Consider the following 17,927-nt stretch of genomic DNA (forward strand, 5'->3'; position numbering starts at 1 on the left):
AATGTGTGTTAATGAACCGCACTATGATGGTATCAGTGTCTCCCGTACCATCATAAGAGATACTATTTTTGCGCGGCAACCACTGATATTTCGACGAGTAATTCAGGTCTTGCCATGGCGGCTTGCACACATGCTCTTGCCGGTGCATGCCCTTGTGGTACCCATGCATCCCAGACTGCGTTCATTGCAGCGAAATCAGCCATATCTTTGATATAAATAGTCGCTGACAACATATGTTCACGATCACTATTGGCACTTAACAATAGCGCGTCGACTTTATCTAACATGGTCTGAGTTTGTTCCTCAATTCCCTTGCTTGCATCCGCTGCTACTTGCCCGCATAGATAAACGGTGCCTTGGTGTATAACCACTCGGCTCATACGTTGTTTGGTTTCTTTACGTTCGATTGTTGCCACTGTACCCTCTAAATATTCAGTTAAATTGAAGTGGCGGATAATAGCAATTTAGGTCTAGGTGCGGTGATTTTTTATCTGTAAATACCGCCTCTAAGCAGAATGTTTTTAATAACAGCCTTTTAATAATTGAACCTCAACATGACATATCTACATGGCGTATTAACATGGCATCGTCCCAAATTGAATAAATGCCGAGTGCGCGCGGCTGAGCTCTGGATATCTGATGCATCATAGAATAAGTACTACTTCAGGCACATTTTACGATCTCAACGTCGAACGCTGGCCCCATAAGTTCTGATACAAAAGGGCTTGGCTGATTTTTATCAGCGAGTATATACACCTTGTGCTTCGCGCGGGTTAACGCCACATAAAACAAACGCCGTTCTTCCGCATTTGGATAAGTCTCTTCAACTGGCAACAGCGCTTCCAATAAAGGTGAGGTTACCTTGCTCGCTGGAAAGCCGTGTTGGCCTTGAGTCATCCCAGTGAGAATGGCGTAGTCAGCTTCTTTACCTTTGGCTGCATGTATCGACAAACTCCTAATCTGCAGATCCGGGTACTGTTGGTTGAGTTTTTTTAACGTCTCTTTATCGGGCAATTGAAACCAAAACCGCCCTAAGATATACACAGTTGAGACTCGCTTAGTGTGCAGGGCCCTGCCCTTAACGTGCACTTGGCTGTCGATATCAGCAAGCGCCTGATGTAATAAAAAGTCATTCGATTTTCTGTTCACCTCACACTGTAGAATGGATACGCTGGGCTTATCCGCCTTGGACAAAGAGCGTATTTCTTTGCTTATCTGCTCAGGGTTTTGGCTAACAAACTGGGTTGCTGTATTACCGATACGATCATTAAAACGAAATGTTTGGTCTAGTACATTTTGTGAACTAGGGCCGAAATACTGCCTAAAGCCTGTCGTCAAGCTGACATCTGCACCACTAAAACGATATATGGCTTGCCAATCATCCCCTACACAAAATAAAGAGGCGGGCTGTGCTTTTTCTCGCTTTGCATTTTCTCGCTTTGCATTTTCTGGCTTTGCATTTTCTGGCTTTGCACTTTCCGGCTGGGCTCTTTCTGGCTGGGCACTTTCTGGCCGAGCGATCTTGGGCCAAGTACTGTCACGTAGCGCTCGCACTAAACGCGCACGCGGCTCGGAAATATCCTGAAATTCGTCCACCATGATATATCGCCACGGAGCAATAAACTTCTTCTGCTCTACATAATTAATCGCTTTGCCAACCATGTCTTCAAAGTCTATTTGCGCCTGTTGTCTTAGGTACTTTTGATATTGTTGATAGATAGGCCTTAGCAAGCTAAAAACGAGGCGAATTTGTTGAATGTCAGTGTTTGTGGTGTTTCCAGCAACCCTATGTAGTATTTTTTCTAGAGTTAGCTTACCTTGACAAGTCGATTTGTATACTGTGATGAGTTGGCTCAGTAAGCCCGCTAACTTGGTCAACCTCCCAGACTCTCGCACCCTGTCCAATACGGTTTCATCGTCTATGGGGACAATGTTTAGCTGCATTTTATTCACCCCTCGTTTTAGCGCGTTGTTTAATTTCCCGTTGGCATACTGGTGATAAAACAATTCAATGCAGCGACTCCCCTGTTGGCTATGCAGTTCGCGCTTACGCTGCATCATGTTTTGATAGTGATTTTTATCTTTATATGCCGGTGTATTACCATTTTCATCGAGGGCGTAATACTCGATATACACTTTAGATAGCGGCAAATAAAAGTCAGCTTTAATCACGCCAACCGCACTGCTAGCGGCATCAGCGCCACTTTTGTGATTGCTATTACTGCTGGCGCATTTGCCTTTGCCTAGCGCTGCGAACTCATACGTTGCATTGTAGTGATATTCAATGCCGTGTAAGAGCAGCCAGTTCGCAATATGCAGATGAGCAACATCATTGACACGCTCACCTTTTAAGGTGCGAATATCGTTACTTGTTATGTACCGGTCTACATCACTTTGTGCAGTAAACTCAAATGTGTTTTTTGGCTGATAGTAAAAGTCGCTCATGTATTTTATCAGTTGTTGCCGGTAGCGCGCGTTAAGTAACTGGCTTTCCATCGTAGCCTGTACCCATTGCGTTTTTGCTTCCTCATCATTTACCCAAGCAGATAAACTCGGTTGCTTGCCTTCCACTTGACTAATAATGGTTAAACCTAAACTATGAAAAGTACTGGTTTTGATGCTATCAATACCCAGCTTATCTTTTATCCGTTCATCCATTTCTGTAGCGGCTTTTTTACCGTAGGCAAGCAATAAGATCTCTTCTGGACGAGCCTGCTCACTTGTTAGTAAATAACCGGCCCTTGCCACCATTACACTGGTTTTTCCCGTGCCAGCGCCCGCCAGTAATAAGTTACTGTCATCATCAATAACAGCCGCTCGGCGCTGCTTTTCTGTCAACGGGTTAGACTCAACGGTATCGAAATAATTGCGGTAAAGGCGCAGTTGCTTTTGAATAAAGCGTTCTCGAAGTTCATTGATATCCGTTTCGCTCCAATTGTGCATCACCTTAAGCTTTGCGACTGCATCTCCTATCGAGTTACTTAAATGAGTACTTTGAGCCCAAGGGAGCCAACGTGGGTATTCTTGGGCTACTCGTTGTTGTATCGCCTTTAAGCGAGAGTGCCTTAAATATCGCGCCTGTGTTGTGTTTTCCACATTGCTCACTAATTTCAGTAATCGCTTTTGATGATAATGTGCCCACTGACTTTTGATTTGACCAGCAAAGGCCCTGCTATCGCGGTAACCGATAAAGTGCAACTCATACACCATCCCATTCACCTGATAGATCAATGTTGCCCCCAGCCATCGCCATTCAAAGACCGGAGGAATATCAAAGTGCTGCCATAACAAACTGTATCTCTTTCGCTTAACTTGGGCTTTCGAACGGCCATTAACCACAAGCGTTTTTAGCGCTTTTGGTGGCACAAAGCCTTCTGGAAAAACAAGGCTATGCTCATCCACTATTAATCCAGACTGCAAATAGGAAAAAATCCGCCCAAACCAACTGAGTTGAATAACGAATGATGTTGTTTGTGTTGTGTGTTTATTATGATGAATTGAGTTAATTTCAGGTGGGGTATCCGTCAACGACGGTGAAACTTTCGAACGCAAAGGAACCTACTTGTAGATGGTTTTTAATTTAAAAATGTTTACTGGTTTACTGTTAAAAGCGCCGAAAAAGAAGCGAAAAGCGGTATTAAGCATGAAGAACAATGAAATCCGCCCGCATCACTTAAAAAACGGTCATTCTCCTGAATAAGCGCTTTTAAGTGATGCTCGCGTTAACCATTGATTAGTACGTTCTTTTTACCCAACCCACTAAGTACCAACTGTCTGCGGCATTTTTTGATTTACGGATCGCGCTGATTTCTTCAAGATTTTGCAAACTTGTCTCCAGTTCACTTTCTGACAACGCGGTACGCTCATAACGAATTAAATGAGAATTAATTTTGGTTAGCAGATCCTTCCCACTAATGGTATTGGTTCGCCTCGCTCTGACAAACCACATGCACCAAATCACCATCGCGTCATTTTCGCTGATCGTAACGCTCTGTATATCACTGATTAAACGTAACAGTTCAATAAAGGCATATATGCCAAGCCAGGGCTCGTGCTTTGGGTTAACACCAGGTGGTTGACTTTTTTCAATGTGCTCAATCAAGGTGTTAATACTGAGTTTGATATTTCCCGGTTTTACTGACTGTTCAGGCTCTGCTTCCAACTGTTCATTGGAAACAGGTTTTTTAGGGGCTCGAACAGCAATAGCAGGATTAAGCGTAGTGGTTATTAGCTCATCTGTTGCATCAGGCTCTAGGCCAACTTCGATCAACGAACTACGCAATACTTGATTTACTTCCAGCTTTTTATCTTGAGCCTGTTCATAATCGGGTTCCATATCCTTACCTCCGTTATTATTATATTTTTACTTATACCACTGTCACGATGCTGACTTTCCCTCGGTGAAAGGGTGAACATTAACAATGAATGTTTATCAACAAATCTTGAACAGAAATCGGTTTATCTCGACCTCTTAGATCGACTTAGTAAGATCGCTTCTCCCAAGCGCAACGTCTTTGATTTATAGACATGCAGTGATCGAGTTAGTTGAATTACATTACCATAAAAACTGCTGCAAATCTTTATGAAGGCCAGAATTAGCGCTTATTACACTCGGTTTAATAAGAGATTTAATCTAAGAAAAGCGCTATTTCCTTACTTTATCACCCCAAATATTATCTAAAACGTTTATAAAGTGAGCACTACGCTTGTAAAAGCAACACGCCCCGCAAGCGACGGTATTTTGCGTGCCATGAAAAACCTACATGATCGCGTCACATTTTTACCCAATTCAACTAGACCATAATCAAAATACTATTTGCGTCGTTACCAGCAAGTAGACCTAAGCACCTTTAAAACCCTAGCGTTGTAACTAGCGTAATACTAATCAGCACATCGAAAGAGGCTTGGCACATTACTTGATAATCACTTGATAAAAAATCGGTAAATATAAAGTCGTTTTATCAATGAATTGTGCACAGAGACGAGTATCTACTTTGATCAAAAAGCAACATTTCGCATAACAGGAGGTACAGATGTTTTTTGAATCTTGGGATGAAATCCTACGGATAGTTATTAGTACATTAATTGTTTACTTGTTTTTATTGATCGCGACACACTTAGTGGGTAAGCGCTCGTTTGCGAAAATGAACAACTTTGATTGGGTTATCACAGTGACCACGGGCACAATTTTTGGATTAGCCATATTGCTCAAAGATGTCTTACTTTCAGAGGTGCTAATTGCCGCTTCTTTCTTGTTCTTTTTACAGTATCTGGTCACGCTGGCCAGTGCACACTTCTCTCGTTTCGACAACGTCATCAAGGTTTCCCCCCAATTGGTATTTTTTGATGGTCACTACATCGATAAGGCCATGAAGGAGGCACGCCTAACCTGCACTGAGGTAGAAGCTGGCGTTAGAAAAGCAGGTTTTGGTGACTCAAGTCGCGTTATGGCAGTCGTGTTTGAAGCAGACGGAGAGCTAAGCATTGTGCCTAAAAGTGAAATACACGATCACCTTATAATGAAACTGCACGATGAGAAGCATTAGCTACACTCTAATTTCGCCCTAGTTACACCTTATTACATTGAGTAGATAAGCCCTATGTCTGACGACTATTTTCACTTATTAAATATAATCGGTGTCGCTTTCTTTGCGGTGTCCGGCACTTTGCTTGGTTATGAAAAAAAAGTCGGTGGTTTTGGTGTAGTTGTCGTTGCGTGTGCCACCGCTTTAGGGGGCGGCTCTTTGCGCGATTTACTGCTAAACGAACCCGTTTTTTGGGTAGCGGATCCGGATTATTTGTATTCAACCTACGGTGCAATAGTAATTACCATTTTGTTTATTCGTTACCTGCCTAACGTCTCAAACTATTATTTGTTACTGCTTGATGCCGTGGGTATGGCCATTTTTAATATTATCGGCATAGAAAAATCACTTATCGGCGGCACCGGTATGGTGATCGCCATTACCATGGGTACCACTACGGGCATATTTGGTGGCCTAATCCGCGATGTGATTTGTCGTGAAATACCTTCTGTTATGCGCGGTGAACTATACGCATCAGCCTGTATTGCGGGCGGTTTAGCTTACGCTTTGCTCTTTACACTGGGCGTGCCCTATGTGTGGTGCATACTAGGTTCACTTTTCACCACAGTGTTTATAAGAATGGGGGCCCTACACTGGAACTGGAAGTTCCATATTTTTAAAAGGAAGCACCATAGTTAACCAAGGACCCGCTAAAGAGTCGCGGCAATAGGCGTTAAAGCTATTTTCTCGCCGTACGTTTTAACTCCTCTACTATTTATTCTTTGAAGGGCTATTGGTCAGTAGCCCTGAGTTTCTAAATATAAGATTTACATTTGGTACAGCAGAATTCGTTGCTCTGGTGTTTCTAGACCTGTATAAATATAAATTAATCATCTGTAAAACTATACGAACCATCTCCACTCATTATTTGCTTTAAATAAACCATTAAGCAATGAGTAGCGGAGAGCGCAAAAGAGAAACTTTATCAGCATTTACACTCGCAACAATATTCAAATTATTGGTGATGGCCCCGTCACTATTGTTTTCGCCCATGGCTTTGGATGTGATCAGAACATGTGGCGCTATTTAACGCCTTCTTTCAAACAAAGGTTTAAAGTCGTGTTGTTTGATTTAGTCGGCAGCGGTAGATCTGATTTGTCTGCCTATGACTTTAAAAAGTATGCATCCTTGCAAGGGTACGCTGAAGATTTGATAGAAATCATTGATGCAGTATCGGATCAACCAGTTATCTTCATTGGTCATTCTGTTAGCGCGACCATTGGCCTTCTTGCATCAGTTACAGCACCTGACAAATTTAGGTGCCAAATCATGATCGGTCCTTCTCCTTGTTATATTAACGACGGTGAATATATTGGCGGCTTTACAAGAGACGATATAGAAGAGCTTTGCGATACAATCGACAGCAATTATTTAGGATGGTCCAGTACGATGGCACCCGCGATTATGGGGTCGCCTGAGAAACCTGAGTTGGGCGAAGAGCTAACCAACAGTTTTTGCAGGACAGACCCTGAAATAGCCAAACATTTCGCCCGAGTTACATTTCTCTCAGACCATCGAGATGCATTGGTGTTGTCACACACTCCGACCTTAATTCTTCAATGCAGTGACGATTTTATCGCGCCGTGCACTGTGGGTCAGTATATGAAACGCGCCATGCCAAAGGCAGAAATTTGCATCATCGATAACGTGGGTCACTGTCCTCACTTAAGCGCGCCAGATGCTAGTACCCAAGCCATCGAAAATTATCTTAAAAACTATTAGCCTAAATGAATAGCACTTTGGATTTAGCATACTTATTTGAACATGCCCCTTGTGGCCTAGTCACGGCTCAAACAGATGGCACCATTTTACGTGCAAATGCGACGTTTTGCGGTTGGTTGGGTTATAGCCTTGATGAGATTGTCGATAAACGCAAAATCCAAGAACTGTTCACCATAGGTGGCCGATTCTTTCATCACACACATTGGGCGCCTTTGCTCCAACTACAAGGCTCTGTGTCTGAGGTGCAAATCGACATCAAAGCCAAAAACGGCAGCGTTTTACCTATGTTAATCAACGGTAGTCGCCACCAGCAGGGTGAAATACGTTTTGACCAATTAGCTTTTTTCTTAGCCACTGAACGCAAAAACTACGAACGTGAATTGATCACTGCCAGAAAATCAGTGGAAGAATCTCTGGCGTCACTACGCACCACCCAAGAGAAATTGCAAGAAAGTCGTGACATGCTGGGTATTGCTCTTCGCAGTGCGCGTATGGGCGTGTGGTCGCAAAATCTAATAGCCGACCAAATTTGGTGGAGCCCAGAACTACAGCAGTTAATTGGACATAGCGACAATGAGTACTGGGAATCATCCCAAGCGTTTTACCAAATCATTCATCCAGATGATCGAAGTCAATTCATAGCCGAAATAGAAAAGGCAATAGAGAGCAAGTCCGACTACAACGTTCAGTTTCGAATTCGGCATAAGAACGACAGCTGGTTAACCATGGAAACCCGCGGGCATGCCACCTACACTGATGAAGACCAAGCACTGTCAATTGTCGGCATCATCATGGATATATCTGACCGCAAAGCCGCAGAAGAACAACTCAATGCACTAAATCAACAGTTATCAATCGCTGATCGTCGAAAGGACGAGTTCTTAGCCACATTAGGGCATGAATTACGAAACCCGCTTGCTCCCATTTGCAATGTGCTTGAGATAATGCGCGCAAAAGAAACGGATGATACCTTTATGCATTGGTCTCGAGACATGATCGAACGGCATGTTTCTCAGTTAACTCATTTGGTTGACGACTTATTGGAGGCCTCAAGAATATCCCAAGGTCGGTTATCTCTGCGCACAGAACCGATTAATATTGATGATGCGGTGCAAAACGCCGTCGAATCTGTGCAGGACCTAATGAAATCCTCCGAGCACAATCTAACGGTAAATAAACCGCAACATCCAATCATCATTGACGCAGATGCCACGCGCATCACCCAGATTATTGTTAACTTGCTAACCAATGCAGGTAAATATACCCCTAAAGGGGGTGACATTTTATTAAACGTTTTCAAACAAGAAAACCAAGCCATCGTGTCAGTAAAAGACACTGGGATTGGCATACCTGCGGAGCAGCTAACAAACGTATTTAATATGTTTTCCCAGCTGACACCGGCTCTCGACAAGGCTCAGGGAGGCTTAGGTATTGGTCTGTCACTGGTGCATGGTTTAGTCAAGTTACATGGAGGAAACATAGTCGCACTTAGTGATGGGGAAAACCAAGGCAGCGAATTTATCGTAAGTTTACCCATAGTAACGAATCCCCAAGAAGCCCTCCCTAAAGGTGAACGCGCCGAGGACGGACAAAAAGACCCAAATATTGCAAACCACCTGCGGATATTAATTATTGAAGATAATGTTGATGCGGCCGAAAGTTTATCGTTTTTACTCGAGTTTAATGGCCACACTACGCGTGTGGCATACGACGGTGCCTCAGGTTTGTCGGCTGCAGAGGAATTTCGCCCGAATGTAGTGCTACTAGATATCGGCTTGCCGGATTTAAACGGCTACCAAGTGGCTGGTAAGATACGAGAAACAAGTTGGGGGAAAGACATATTTCTTATCGCGGCTACAGGCTGGGGACAAGATAAAGATAAGGCACTGGCCCAAGGCGCGGGATTTGACCGACACCTTGTTAAACCAATTGATTACAGCGAATTAACGGCGCTCTTATCAATAGCAGTTTTAACCACAGCAAACGACTAACAGCTAGCCCAACTACGCATAAGGTTATGATACACCCCAGTTAAGCGTTTTACTTCTGCATCATTGCTGCCCAGCTCTACAGTAAGCGCTTGAATTGATTGGTCTAAATCGAACAGCATACTGCGTTGGTCGTTACTGCGTACTAAGCTTTCTACCCAGAAAAATGAGGCTGTTCTATGCCCTTTTGTAACGGGGTTGACTTGATGCAAACTGTTAGCTGGATACAAAATAACGCTGCCCGCATTAAGTTTGATTTGCTGTAAACCAAATTGGGTCTCAATGCTAAGCTCCCCGCCGTCATAAGTACTTGGCTCTGATAAAAACAAAGTCGCGGAAAGATCGGTACGTAACATTTGATGGCTGTTCGGAATTGGCATAACGGAGCTGTCTACGTGCAGCCCGTAGTGTTCGCCGCCTTGATAGCGGTTAAACTTAGGGGGATATATCTTATTTGGCAAGGCAGACGACATAAAGAGCGCGTTGGCTGACAACTTTCGGATCACCACGTTTCTTAGCTCTGTAGCTAATGCACTTGAATCGTCAAGCTGTTGATTGTATTTCACTTTTGACGCCTGACTGCCAGCCGTATGCTTACCATCTATCCACTGGCCTTTGTCTAGTGACTGGGTAAATTTAGCGACTTCTTGTTTGGATAATAAATCTTCAATAACGGTTAACATGCGTCTCTCTTTAAGGCCTAGATGAGTGAATTTTCTTGCTGTTTATTGAGTATAACAACCTTGCCCACTCGTGCGTTTTATGAAAATCAATAAATACAATCTAAGGTAATGTCGTCAATCGTCTCACAGCCTGTGAGTGCCATGGCTAATTCTAACTCTTGCTGTAACAAGGTTAAACTATGGGCCACACCCAACGCCCCTGCAACTGCTAGGCCATTTAGAACAGGTCGACCAATCAATACGCCATTTGCACCAAGGGCAATAGCTTTAAAAATATCGGTCCCACGGCGTATACCACTATCCAGCAAGATACTGAAATCATCGCCTACCGCGTTTCTAATCGGTGGCAACAAATCAATGCTCGCCGCTAAGCCGTCTAATGTGCGCCCCCCGTGATTCGATACCACAATGCCAGCACAACCACTTTCGGCCGCTAATATCGCATCTTGCGGGTGACTGATGCCTTTTATCCAAACCGGTAAACGCGTGTTTTCACGTAACCATTGAATATCGTCCCAATCTGGTGCATCGGCCATTAGCCCGTTTAACAATACACTTTGACCTGGTGATAACGATTGCGTCTTTGACGTAGGGTAATTTACTAAATTGGCTGCCATGACACTTGGGGGTAAACTAAACCCAGCTCTTTGCTGGCGATTTCTTAGGCCGCTCACCGGCGCGTCTACCGTTACCACTATGGCAGTGTAACCCGCATTTTCGGCGCGTCTGACCAAATCCAGGGTATGCTCGGGATCAGGCTGCATGTACAACTGAAACCATTTCGGCGTTTGCTGCTTAGCCGCAATTTCTTCAAGTCTCACAGTGGACAAGGTACTGCTCATCATGCCCATATTTACCGCGTTGGCGGCTTGTGCAGTGGCAAGCTCACCTTCTGGGTGTAATAAACTTTGATAAGCAAGGGGAGCAATCAACATAGGCCAGTTGAAACGGTCTGAGCTTAGGGTAATTTCTGTTGTGCCTTTGGTAAATTTACGTAAAACACGCTTGTTCATACCTATGGCATCAAATGCAGCACGGTTGCGATTGAGTGTAATGTCGTCCCCTGCTCCGCCCGCAATATATTCATAAATACCGTGGGGCATATACTCTTTTGCAAGGCGCTCGTAATCACAAATAGCAATCACATCGGCGGGAATTTGACTTAATTTGGGTAACACATAATGATCTGTTTTCATGAGCAAATCTTAACGTAAAAGAAAAAAGGGAGCACGTTGAAAACCAACCTGCTCCCTTGATTACATTACGTAAATTGTAATAAAACGTTTTTAACGAAAATTAAAACTCGTAGGTTAACGTTAGCTTAGCGTTACGCGCTGCACCAATGTAGGTAAATGCACCACTACGGTAAGCCGCTAAGTAGTAATCTTTATCCGTGACGTTAGCAACGTTTAAGCGCAAGTTAAGCTGCTCGCTGAAGGCATAAGTCGCGAAAACATCAAATGACGTGTAGCTAGGCACCTTGTACGAATAATCATTGATCTCAGTGTTAAAGCCAGCACCTGAATCAGGTTGCCCTGCGTACATTTCACTTGAGTACGTCATGGTGCCACCAAATGAGAATGCATCGCTTGCTTGATAACGTAGTTGCCAAAACGCACTGTTATCCGCAAAGTTACTCAAGGTACGACCGACGCTATCTGTATCGAATGATTCAAGCACTTCAGCGTCCATAAACGTCACACCGAACTGGGTGCTTAAATCTTCGGTAATGTTACCTACCACTGAGAACTCAGCACCTTTAACGCGGTTTTTACCCGTATTAAGCGTACCTAAACTGGCGTAGTCATCGTCACCGATACTTTCCATTACGTCATCTTTGGTGATTTGGAAGATAGCAGCGGTTAGCAACAGCTTGTCGTTGAATACATTCCATTTCGTTCCTAGTTCGAAGTTTTCAGTGTCTTCAGGTTTGCTGTCAGTCACCTGCTGAGGGTCGCCACAGATACCGCCGTAACCACAGTTACCGCCTAAGTCAGACTCACCACCATTGATGTTGCTTGAGGTGCTGTAGGTAAGATAAACATTGGCATCTTCATTGATGTTATACACCACGCCAACGTGGCCATTCCAAAGGGTATCTGAATAATCATAAGCGGTATCAACGCCACCACTGGTCACGACGTTCTCGTAATCGAAGCTATCGGCACGTACACCGGCGAATACAGACCAAAACTCATTGATATCAACTGTATCCATCAATGATACAGACACAGTATCAATTGAATAATCTGAATCCTGAGCACCTTTTTCAATGCTGCGGCCCATTACATTTGAAATGTTGTCAATGTAGTTTCCACTTGTGTCAACTATGCAGAAACCTTCAGATGCACCCCTGCGCCCAGCTGTAATACAGTTGGTTTCGCCGGTATTAGTCACATTATAAACACCATTGTCTACGTCAAGGGCACTGTACTCAGCACTGACTACAAAGTTGTGCTTTAAACCGCCTAGGTCGCGGGTTAAATACACGTTTAGCTGATCTGCAAAGTAGTCTACTTCTTGCCAACCTTGGTGCGTACTTAGGCTAACCGTTGCTGCGCCTGGTGCGTCAGGGTCAGTGGCATCACGGTTGGTACCGCGTGCGCCGGTGGTTACATAACCGTTGTCGGTCGTGCCGTAACGCATTAGGTTCTCAACGCGAGTGTTGCTGTCAATTTCATATTGAGCACGCAAGGTGAAGGTATTAATTTCAGACTCTAGAAAGTCTTGACCGTCTTGGCTGTACACAGGTAAATCTGCGACTGGCTTACCACCGCCTGCCACAATATAGGTTCCCAAGTCAGGGGTATCTTCCGCTTTTAAATAGTAATAGTCAGCGGTTAGTTTTAACTTGTCTGTTGCTTTGTAATCAACAGAAAGGGCAAGACCATTACGCTCCTGATCTGCAGGGCCTCGGTCTGGAATTTCTTTGTACGAATGCAAGATGTTGGCGCGCACTGCTAGGTCATCATTGATACGTTTGTTGCTATCAAGCGCAATACGGCGATAATCGTCAGTTCCTAAACCAGCTTCAAGCTTAGAGAAGTCATATTCTGTGCTCGCTTGCTTCGTAATGCTGTTAACCGCACCACCTGTTGAACCACGCCCAGCAAAGGTAGAGCTTGGACCTTTAGTGATCTCAACTTGTTCAGTTGCAAAGCTTTCGCGGGTAGTCATGCCTGGATCACGCAAACCATCAACAAACACGTCACTACGTGCTTCGTGGCCACGAATAATGTAACGGTCTCCAAATGCGTTGCCGTTTTCACCTGTGCCTAGAGTAATACCTGGCTGAGCTGCCAAGATATCTTTTAGATCTGTTTTACCAGATTCTTGAATTTGAGTTTGAGTAAGAACACTAATAGTTTGTGGGGTATCAGCTAACTCTTTGACGTGACGAGAATCACCAGAAACTTGCGCTTTATAAGGCGCTCCTGCTTGAGCATAAGGGTTGGTGTCAACCGTCCGCTCTTCAATTTGCATCGTATCTAATACAATTGGCTCGTCTTCCTGAGCCATAGCAAATGGGCTCATTAACATGCCGGGTACGCTTAATGCTAACAAGGTTTTATTAGTGTTAACCTTGGGTGAGCGAAGGCTCAATGGCGCTATTTGACACGTTTTTGTTCTACTCATTGGTAACTAATCCTTAAATGCTGAGTTGGTGATTAACGAATATTCGATGGGGATCACTAGCGTGATCTTTTCTCGTTTGATTGAATCGGGTACAAGTGGCAAAGGGTTGGCCTTTTGCAACATATCAAGCGCAGCCTTGTCCAGTTCAGCTGAGCCTGAGCTTTCTTTGATGCTAGAGGCCAATACATAGCCATCGTGATCGATGGTGAATTGCAACTGCACCACGCCTTCAATTTTTTGCTTTTTCAATTCTCTTGGGTAGGTCTTATATTTGCGCAAATGCGCCTGTAGCTCTGCGAAGAAGTCTTTTGCGTTGCCCGCGCGGCCTCCAGAACGATTTGAACTTGCACTGCCGGTACCCCGTGTTGTGGCCTTTTGCGCAGCAGGTGCGGGGGCGCTGTCGTCAGACTGCGCCTTTTCTGCCGCATCATTGCTAACCGCTACGTCCTGTTGCTCAGGCGGGGGCTGCGTGGGTGTTGGCTCCTTTACTTCAGGCTCGGGTAACTGTTCTTTCGGCTCTTTCAGTTCTTCCACTTTTTGTATCGCGTTTTGCGCTGATGCTTGTTCAACAACGGGTACAGCTATTGATTCTGCAACAGGTGCCACCTCTTCAACGACTGGCTCTACTTTCGGCTCAGGTTCTGGTTGGAGCTTTGGCTCAGGTTCAGGTTTTGACTCTGGCTTAGGTTCAGGCTTAGGTTTCACAACGGGTTCGACCGTTTCTTCCATCTGCTGTGACTCAACCAATTCTTGATCTTGATAGGCACCTAGCATACCAAGGCCCACTTCGATACCGTCTTGACCTTCGCCGATGGCAGTGCCTCTCACTTCTTCAGATTTAATCGAAAGTGCTGCAAACAAACCTGCGTGTAAGGCAGTAGCAACGGCTATTGCGATCAACCACTGGCGTTTATAGCCACCGCTATGAAAACTCGGAGAAAGTAAGCCAGTGCTGCCATATGGTTGAGTGGCTATGCGCTGTTGTTCACTGTTTTGTTGTGTAGCAGCACGCATCAACTTGCCTCTGTCGTTAGGGTGAATAAGTTGATGGTGCTAAACCCTGCAGCACGTAGTGTATCAAGCACTTTGTCTAAGTCTTGATAGGTCACTTGCTTATCAGCACGCACGGCAATATTGGCTGGGTGCTCCTGCAATAACTGAGTTAGCGCGTTAGGTAATTCCTCAAAATTAACCACTTCATTATTCAGATGAATTTCATTATCTTTTGAAAGCTGCAAGGTGATTGGCTGAGCTACCGCGGGCTTTGTTTGACTGTTTTCTGGCAACGTTAAACCAGCGTCTTGAATTTGCTCTATTTTTCCTGCAATCATGAAGAAGATCAGCAGCAAGAAAACAATGTTAATCAATGGAATTAAATTATCGTCGCTATTTGTTTTACGTCTTTGGGTCTGTGCTTGATTGAAAATACTCATTGTTGCCCCGCAGCCAAATTTGCTTGAGGGCGAGACTTCCCTAACGTCACTTGCGTAAAACCCAACGTCTTCAAGCGCGACAAAGCATCAACTATCACCTGCACTTGGGTATCAGGCGTTGGCTGCAACACAGTTGGCATGCTTATATCAAAATCGCTTGTCAAAGCACTGTCTGTTAATGCTGTAGTTTGCTCACTGGATAATTGCCCATCAAGTGCTAAACGAAGCAGCTGAGGCTTGCTGTCAGAGGCCGTACTTGCTGCCAAGCTTGACTGCATCTCTAGCGCACTAAATTTGGTGAATGATGAGGTCAACATAAAGAACATTAGAAGAATGAACACCACATCGATTAATGCCGTGAGGCTAATACTTTGTTTGCGACGTTGCGGCAATAACAAGGTAGACATAACGACTACTCAGCGCCTTGATTTGTCGTGGTGGATGTCTTAGTAACACTTGTGGGTTTACTATTCGCTCCTTGGCGACTGTTACTAGCACTGGCGTAAATGGTAAAAACACGTTGCAAGTCATTTTGAATGGCCTGTGCTTCTACTTCTGCTTTGCGTTCAAAATAACTATTCAACATGGAAACAGGAATAGCCACGGCCAAACCCACAGCGGTGGTCAGTAGTGCTTGCCAAATACCCCCTGAAAGTACCGCTGGGTTTACTTGAGCACCAGCTGATTCCATTGCCTTAAATGCTTCTATCATGCCGATCACCGTACCAAAAAGCCCCATCAATGGCGCTAATGTAGCGATCACTTCCAAGACACGTAAGTAACTGTTGAGCTGTGCTATGGCGAGTTGAGCTTGGCGATAGATTTCATCTTTGATGTCGTCTAATGCCAGAGAAGATTTATCTATTAACTGAACCGTACTGCTAATGAGTGCTGCGCGATAGTTACGCTGGCCATTCACTAGCAACAATGCTTGAGCGTGTTTACCTTGTTGTAAGAAACCAAATGCTTGTTCAATTGCATCAGCAGGTGTTGGGCGCGTGCTATAAAACTGCCAAGCTTTAAACGCACCTACACTAAGAGCAACTACGGATAGGCTGATCAAAAGCCACACCACTACCCCACCATTTACGAGCAAATCAATCACAGTAACACCCTAACAACAATCTAAATGAGAACGATTATCAATTTACATCGTAATAAGGTTTGTGACAACTGTTTATTGAACTAAAACTGACGATAAATGTCATTTCTGCCAATTTTGGTTATAACAAAATACGTGAGTGCAGCATAAATATTATAAGCAAGCGATATACGCAGAGATAACCATTGTTAAATTCGAAAAAAGCAGGGATTTATAAAGTAATGATATTGAGTTGTATTCAGAGTGTCAGGAGTGATGGCCCTTCCTCAGGTAGTGATAAAAAGCCATATGTTCTGCATTTGAGCACACAAACAGCAAGGGTATGGTTGCAGTGGGTGCTTAATGACACACGAGTGAATGAGTGGTTTGCAAAGAATCAATATAATTAATAAACGCGCCAGAACAGAAAACTACAACCCCACTTCCCTCATCTATTCAGTGGTGTGGCGTTTCGATTCGGCCTCGATTTCTCCAAGCATTGAAAGCCTTTGCAGAGGATTGATAGACAATGCTGAGCGTTACAAGATATCCCTAGGCATCAAGCTACCGTAGGGGGTTGCGAGTAAAGCTGATTGCACAATACTCACCTACGCGAACACGATTTGAGCTCTAGCCCTTTAAAGAGCCAATGCCTGGCTCACATTTTCTGATCCTGTTACAGATATTGAGATTAATACATATACGCAGACTCCTGCGCAAAGAGCAATGGTTTTGCTATATCTGCAACGCTTACCTTAACGTTATTTATTTTCCAGCAGTTCTTGTAATGGTTTGGGTAACCGACTGCGTAGCTGATAAGTCAGTTTTTGTTCGTGCTTTTGCCAAAGGATCCCCAAATAAACAATAAACGCGCCCAATAACGTGAGCATAATAGGAAAAAGCCAGCTGTCTTTAAACACGTCATAAGCCAGGTATCCCACATAACCACAGACGCCCAATGCACCAAATATAACCAAGACTCTGCGTACCAACACAATGCCAAACCCCATCATAATCAGATTGATACAGCAGTAGGCTAACTTAGATAATTCGCTATCAGAGTGCTGCATAGAAAGACCACACCAAAAAGAAGTTGCGCCAAATAGGTACAACCAAAACGCATAATCGAGTGAATGACGAGAACGAATATCTACCCAAAATGCTAGGCCTAAAATGAGTAAGCCCATATACATAGAAACCAATGCACGTAATTCGAACTCGGGATAATCTCCTGTCAGCATAACGGCGAGATCCATCGATAAGTACCACAGCGTGAGAGCAACGGGCATTAGCAAGAAGGGATAGCGATAACTTCTTGCTAACGCTGCTCCTACGGCTAATGTAGCCAACTCCATGTAAAGCCAGTGCCACTGAACATAGCGATGATAATCACGGTAGTTGTCGTCACTCGGCCATATCCCCAATGCATGTTGCAATCCAAAAGTGGCTAACGGTGTTAGGCATACAACAAAGGTGGCAGATATGCCTGCAACAACAGGTAATCCTTTCTTTGCTAAACGGTTGGCTAGCATTATTCCTGCTGTGGCGTATACCGCACAAAGCGTAACAATGCCCCAACCACCAAAAGACTCACAGCCTAACGTCATAAAAAGTGTCATTGCTCCTATGGCGACTAAACCACCGAAGTAGTAAAGCAGATGGGTAAAATCAAACTTTGCAGTACTACTCGGTAAACCGTCAACGAACAGAGTTAATCGCTCCGCTTGTTCACGGCTTAGGATCCCCTCTTGCACCGCTTGTGCTAGCTGGCTCTGACTAATATCCATGTGACGTTCTCC

The 17,927-nt window shown here is 44.3% G+C and carries 15 protein-coding genes; 4 read left to right on the forward strand and 11 right to left on the reverse strand.

The annotated features are described in order from the left end of the window. Positions 1 to 62 precede the first annotated feature (62 nt). From GCHA_RS06360 to GCHA_RS06370, 3 genes are all read right to left on the reverse strand, one after another. On the reverse strand, positions 63 to 416 hold the full coding sequence (locus GCHA_RS06360) for a RidA family protein (RefSeq protein WP_007986306.1): 354 nt from the start codon (positions 414 to 416) through the stop codon (positions 63 to 65). Positions 417 to 663: 247 nt separating this feature from the next. Next, on the reverse strand, positions 664 to 3,552 hold the full coding sequence (locus tag GCHA_RS06365) for a UvrD-helicase domain-containing protein (RefSeq protein WP_039992175.1): 2,889 nt from the start codon (positions 3,550 to 3,552) through the stop codon (positions 664 to 666). Positions 3,553 to 3,733: 181 nt separating this feature from the next. Continuing rightward, the gene (locus GCHA_RS06370) at positions 3,734 to 4,336 is read right to left on the reverse strand and encodes a hypothetical protein (RefSeq protein WP_007986311.1); all 603 of its coding nucleotides are present in this window, start codon (positions 4,334 to 4,336) and stop codon (positions 3,734 to 3,736) included. A gap of 697 nt (positions 4,337 to 5,033) precedes the next feature. On the opposite strand from GCHA_RS06370, the gene GCHA_RS06375 reads away from it, so the two are divergent. The 4 genes from GCHA_RS06375 (at position 5,034) to GCHA_RS06390 (ending at position 9,298) form a co-directional block, all read left to right on the forward strand. After that, positions 5,034 to 5,546 carry a DUF421 domain-containing protein gene (locus GCHA_RS06375; protein WP_007986314.1) on the forward strand — a complete coding sequence of 171 codons (513 nt, stop codon included), beginning with the start codon at positions 5,034 to 5,036 and terminating at the stop codon, positions 5,544 to 5,546. A gap of 54 nt (positions 5,547 to 5,600) precedes the next feature. After that, positions 5,601 to 6,224, forward strand: a complete 624-nt coding sequence (locus GCHA_RS06380; protein WP_007986316.1) for a trimeric intracellular cation channel family protein — start codon at positions 5,601 to 5,603, stop codon at positions 6,222 to 6,224. Positions 6,225 to 6,563: 339 nt separating this feature from the next. Continuing rightward, complete coding sequence (locus GCHA_RS06385; RefSeq protein WP_318248952.1) at positions 6,564 to 7,307, forward strand: alpha/beta fold hydrolase; 744 nt, start codon at positions 6,564 to 6,566, stop codon at positions 7,305 to 7,307. Positions 7,308 to 7,324: 17 nt separating this feature from the next. Next, entirely contained in the window at positions 7,325 to 9,298 is a 1,974-nt protein-coding gene (locus GCHA_RS06390) for a PAS domain-containing hybrid sensor histidine kinase/response regulator (protein ID WP_007986320.1), read from the forward strand. On the opposite strand, the gene GCHA_RS06395 is transcribed toward GCHA_RS06390, so the two are convergent. From GCHA_RS06395 to GCHA_RS06430, 8 genes are all read right to left on the reverse strand, one after another. After that, complete coding sequence (locus GCHA_RS06395; protein WP_007986322.1) at positions 9,295 to 9,978, reverse strand: Fe2+-dependent dioxygenase; 684 nt, start codon at positions 9,976 to 9,978, stop codon at positions 9,295 to 9,297. The two genes, GCHA_RS06390 and GCHA_RS06395, sit on opposite strands and share 4 nt — an antisense overlap. 86 nt (positions 9,979 to 10,064) lie before the next feature. After that, positions 10,065 to 11,174, reverse strand: a complete 1,110-nt coding sequence (locus tag GCHA_RS06400; protein ID WP_007986324.1) for an alpha-hydroxy acid oxidase — start codon at positions 11,172 to 11,174, stop codon at positions 10,065 to 10,067. A gap of 100 nt (positions 11,175 to 11,274) precedes the next feature. Next, complete coding sequence (locus GCHA_RS06405) at positions 11,275 to 13,614, reverse strand: TonB-dependent receptor (RefSeq protein ID WP_007986326.1); 2,340 nt, start codon at positions 13,612 to 13,614, stop codon at positions 11,275 to 11,277. A gap of 6 nt (positions 13,615 to 13,620) precedes the next feature. Beyond that, positions 13,621 to 14,628, reverse strand: a complete 1,008-nt coding sequence (locus GCHA_RS06410; RefSeq protein WP_007986328.1) for an energy transducer TonB — start codon at positions 14,626 to 14,628, stop codon at positions 13,621 to 13,623. Beyond that, positions 14,628 to 15,047 carry an ExbD/TolR family protein gene (locus GCHA_RS06415; RefSeq protein WP_007986330.1) on the reverse strand — a complete coding sequence of 140 codons (420 nt, stop codon included), beginning with the start codon at positions 15,045 to 15,047 and terminating at the stop codon, positions 14,628 to 14,630. Before GCHA_RS06415 ends, GCHA_RS06410 begins: the two co-directional genes overlap by 1 nt. Then, positions 15,044 to 15,454, reverse strand: coding sequence for an ExbD/TolR family protein (locus GCHA_RS06420; protein WP_007986331.1), 411 nt, complete (start codon positions 15,452 to 15,454; stop codon positions 15,044 to 15,046). Before GCHA_RS06420 ends, GCHA_RS06415 begins: the two co-directional genes overlap by 4 nt. Before the next feature lie 5 nt (positions 15,455 to 15,459). Next, a complete protein-coding gene (locus GCHA_RS06425) occupies positions 15,460 to 16,152 on the reverse strand; it encodes a MotA/TolQ/ExbB proton channel family protein (protein WP_007986333.1) in 693 nt (230 codons plus the stop codon). Positions 16,153 to 16,889: 737 nt separating this feature from the next. Next, positions 16,890 to 17,915: a hypothetical protein gene (locus GCHA_RS06430; RefSeq protein ID WP_007986335.1), complete on the reverse strand. Its 1,026-nt coding sequence runs from the start codon at positions 17,913 to 17,915 to the stop codon at positions 16,890 to 16,892. Positions 17,916 to 17,927: the final 12 nt, after the last annotated feature.

This window comes from Paraglaciecola chathamensis S18K6, assembly GCA_000314955.1.
GTDB lineage: Bacteria > Pseudomonadota > Gammaproteobacteria > Enterobacterales > Alteromonadaceae > Paraglaciecola > Paraglaciecola chathamensis.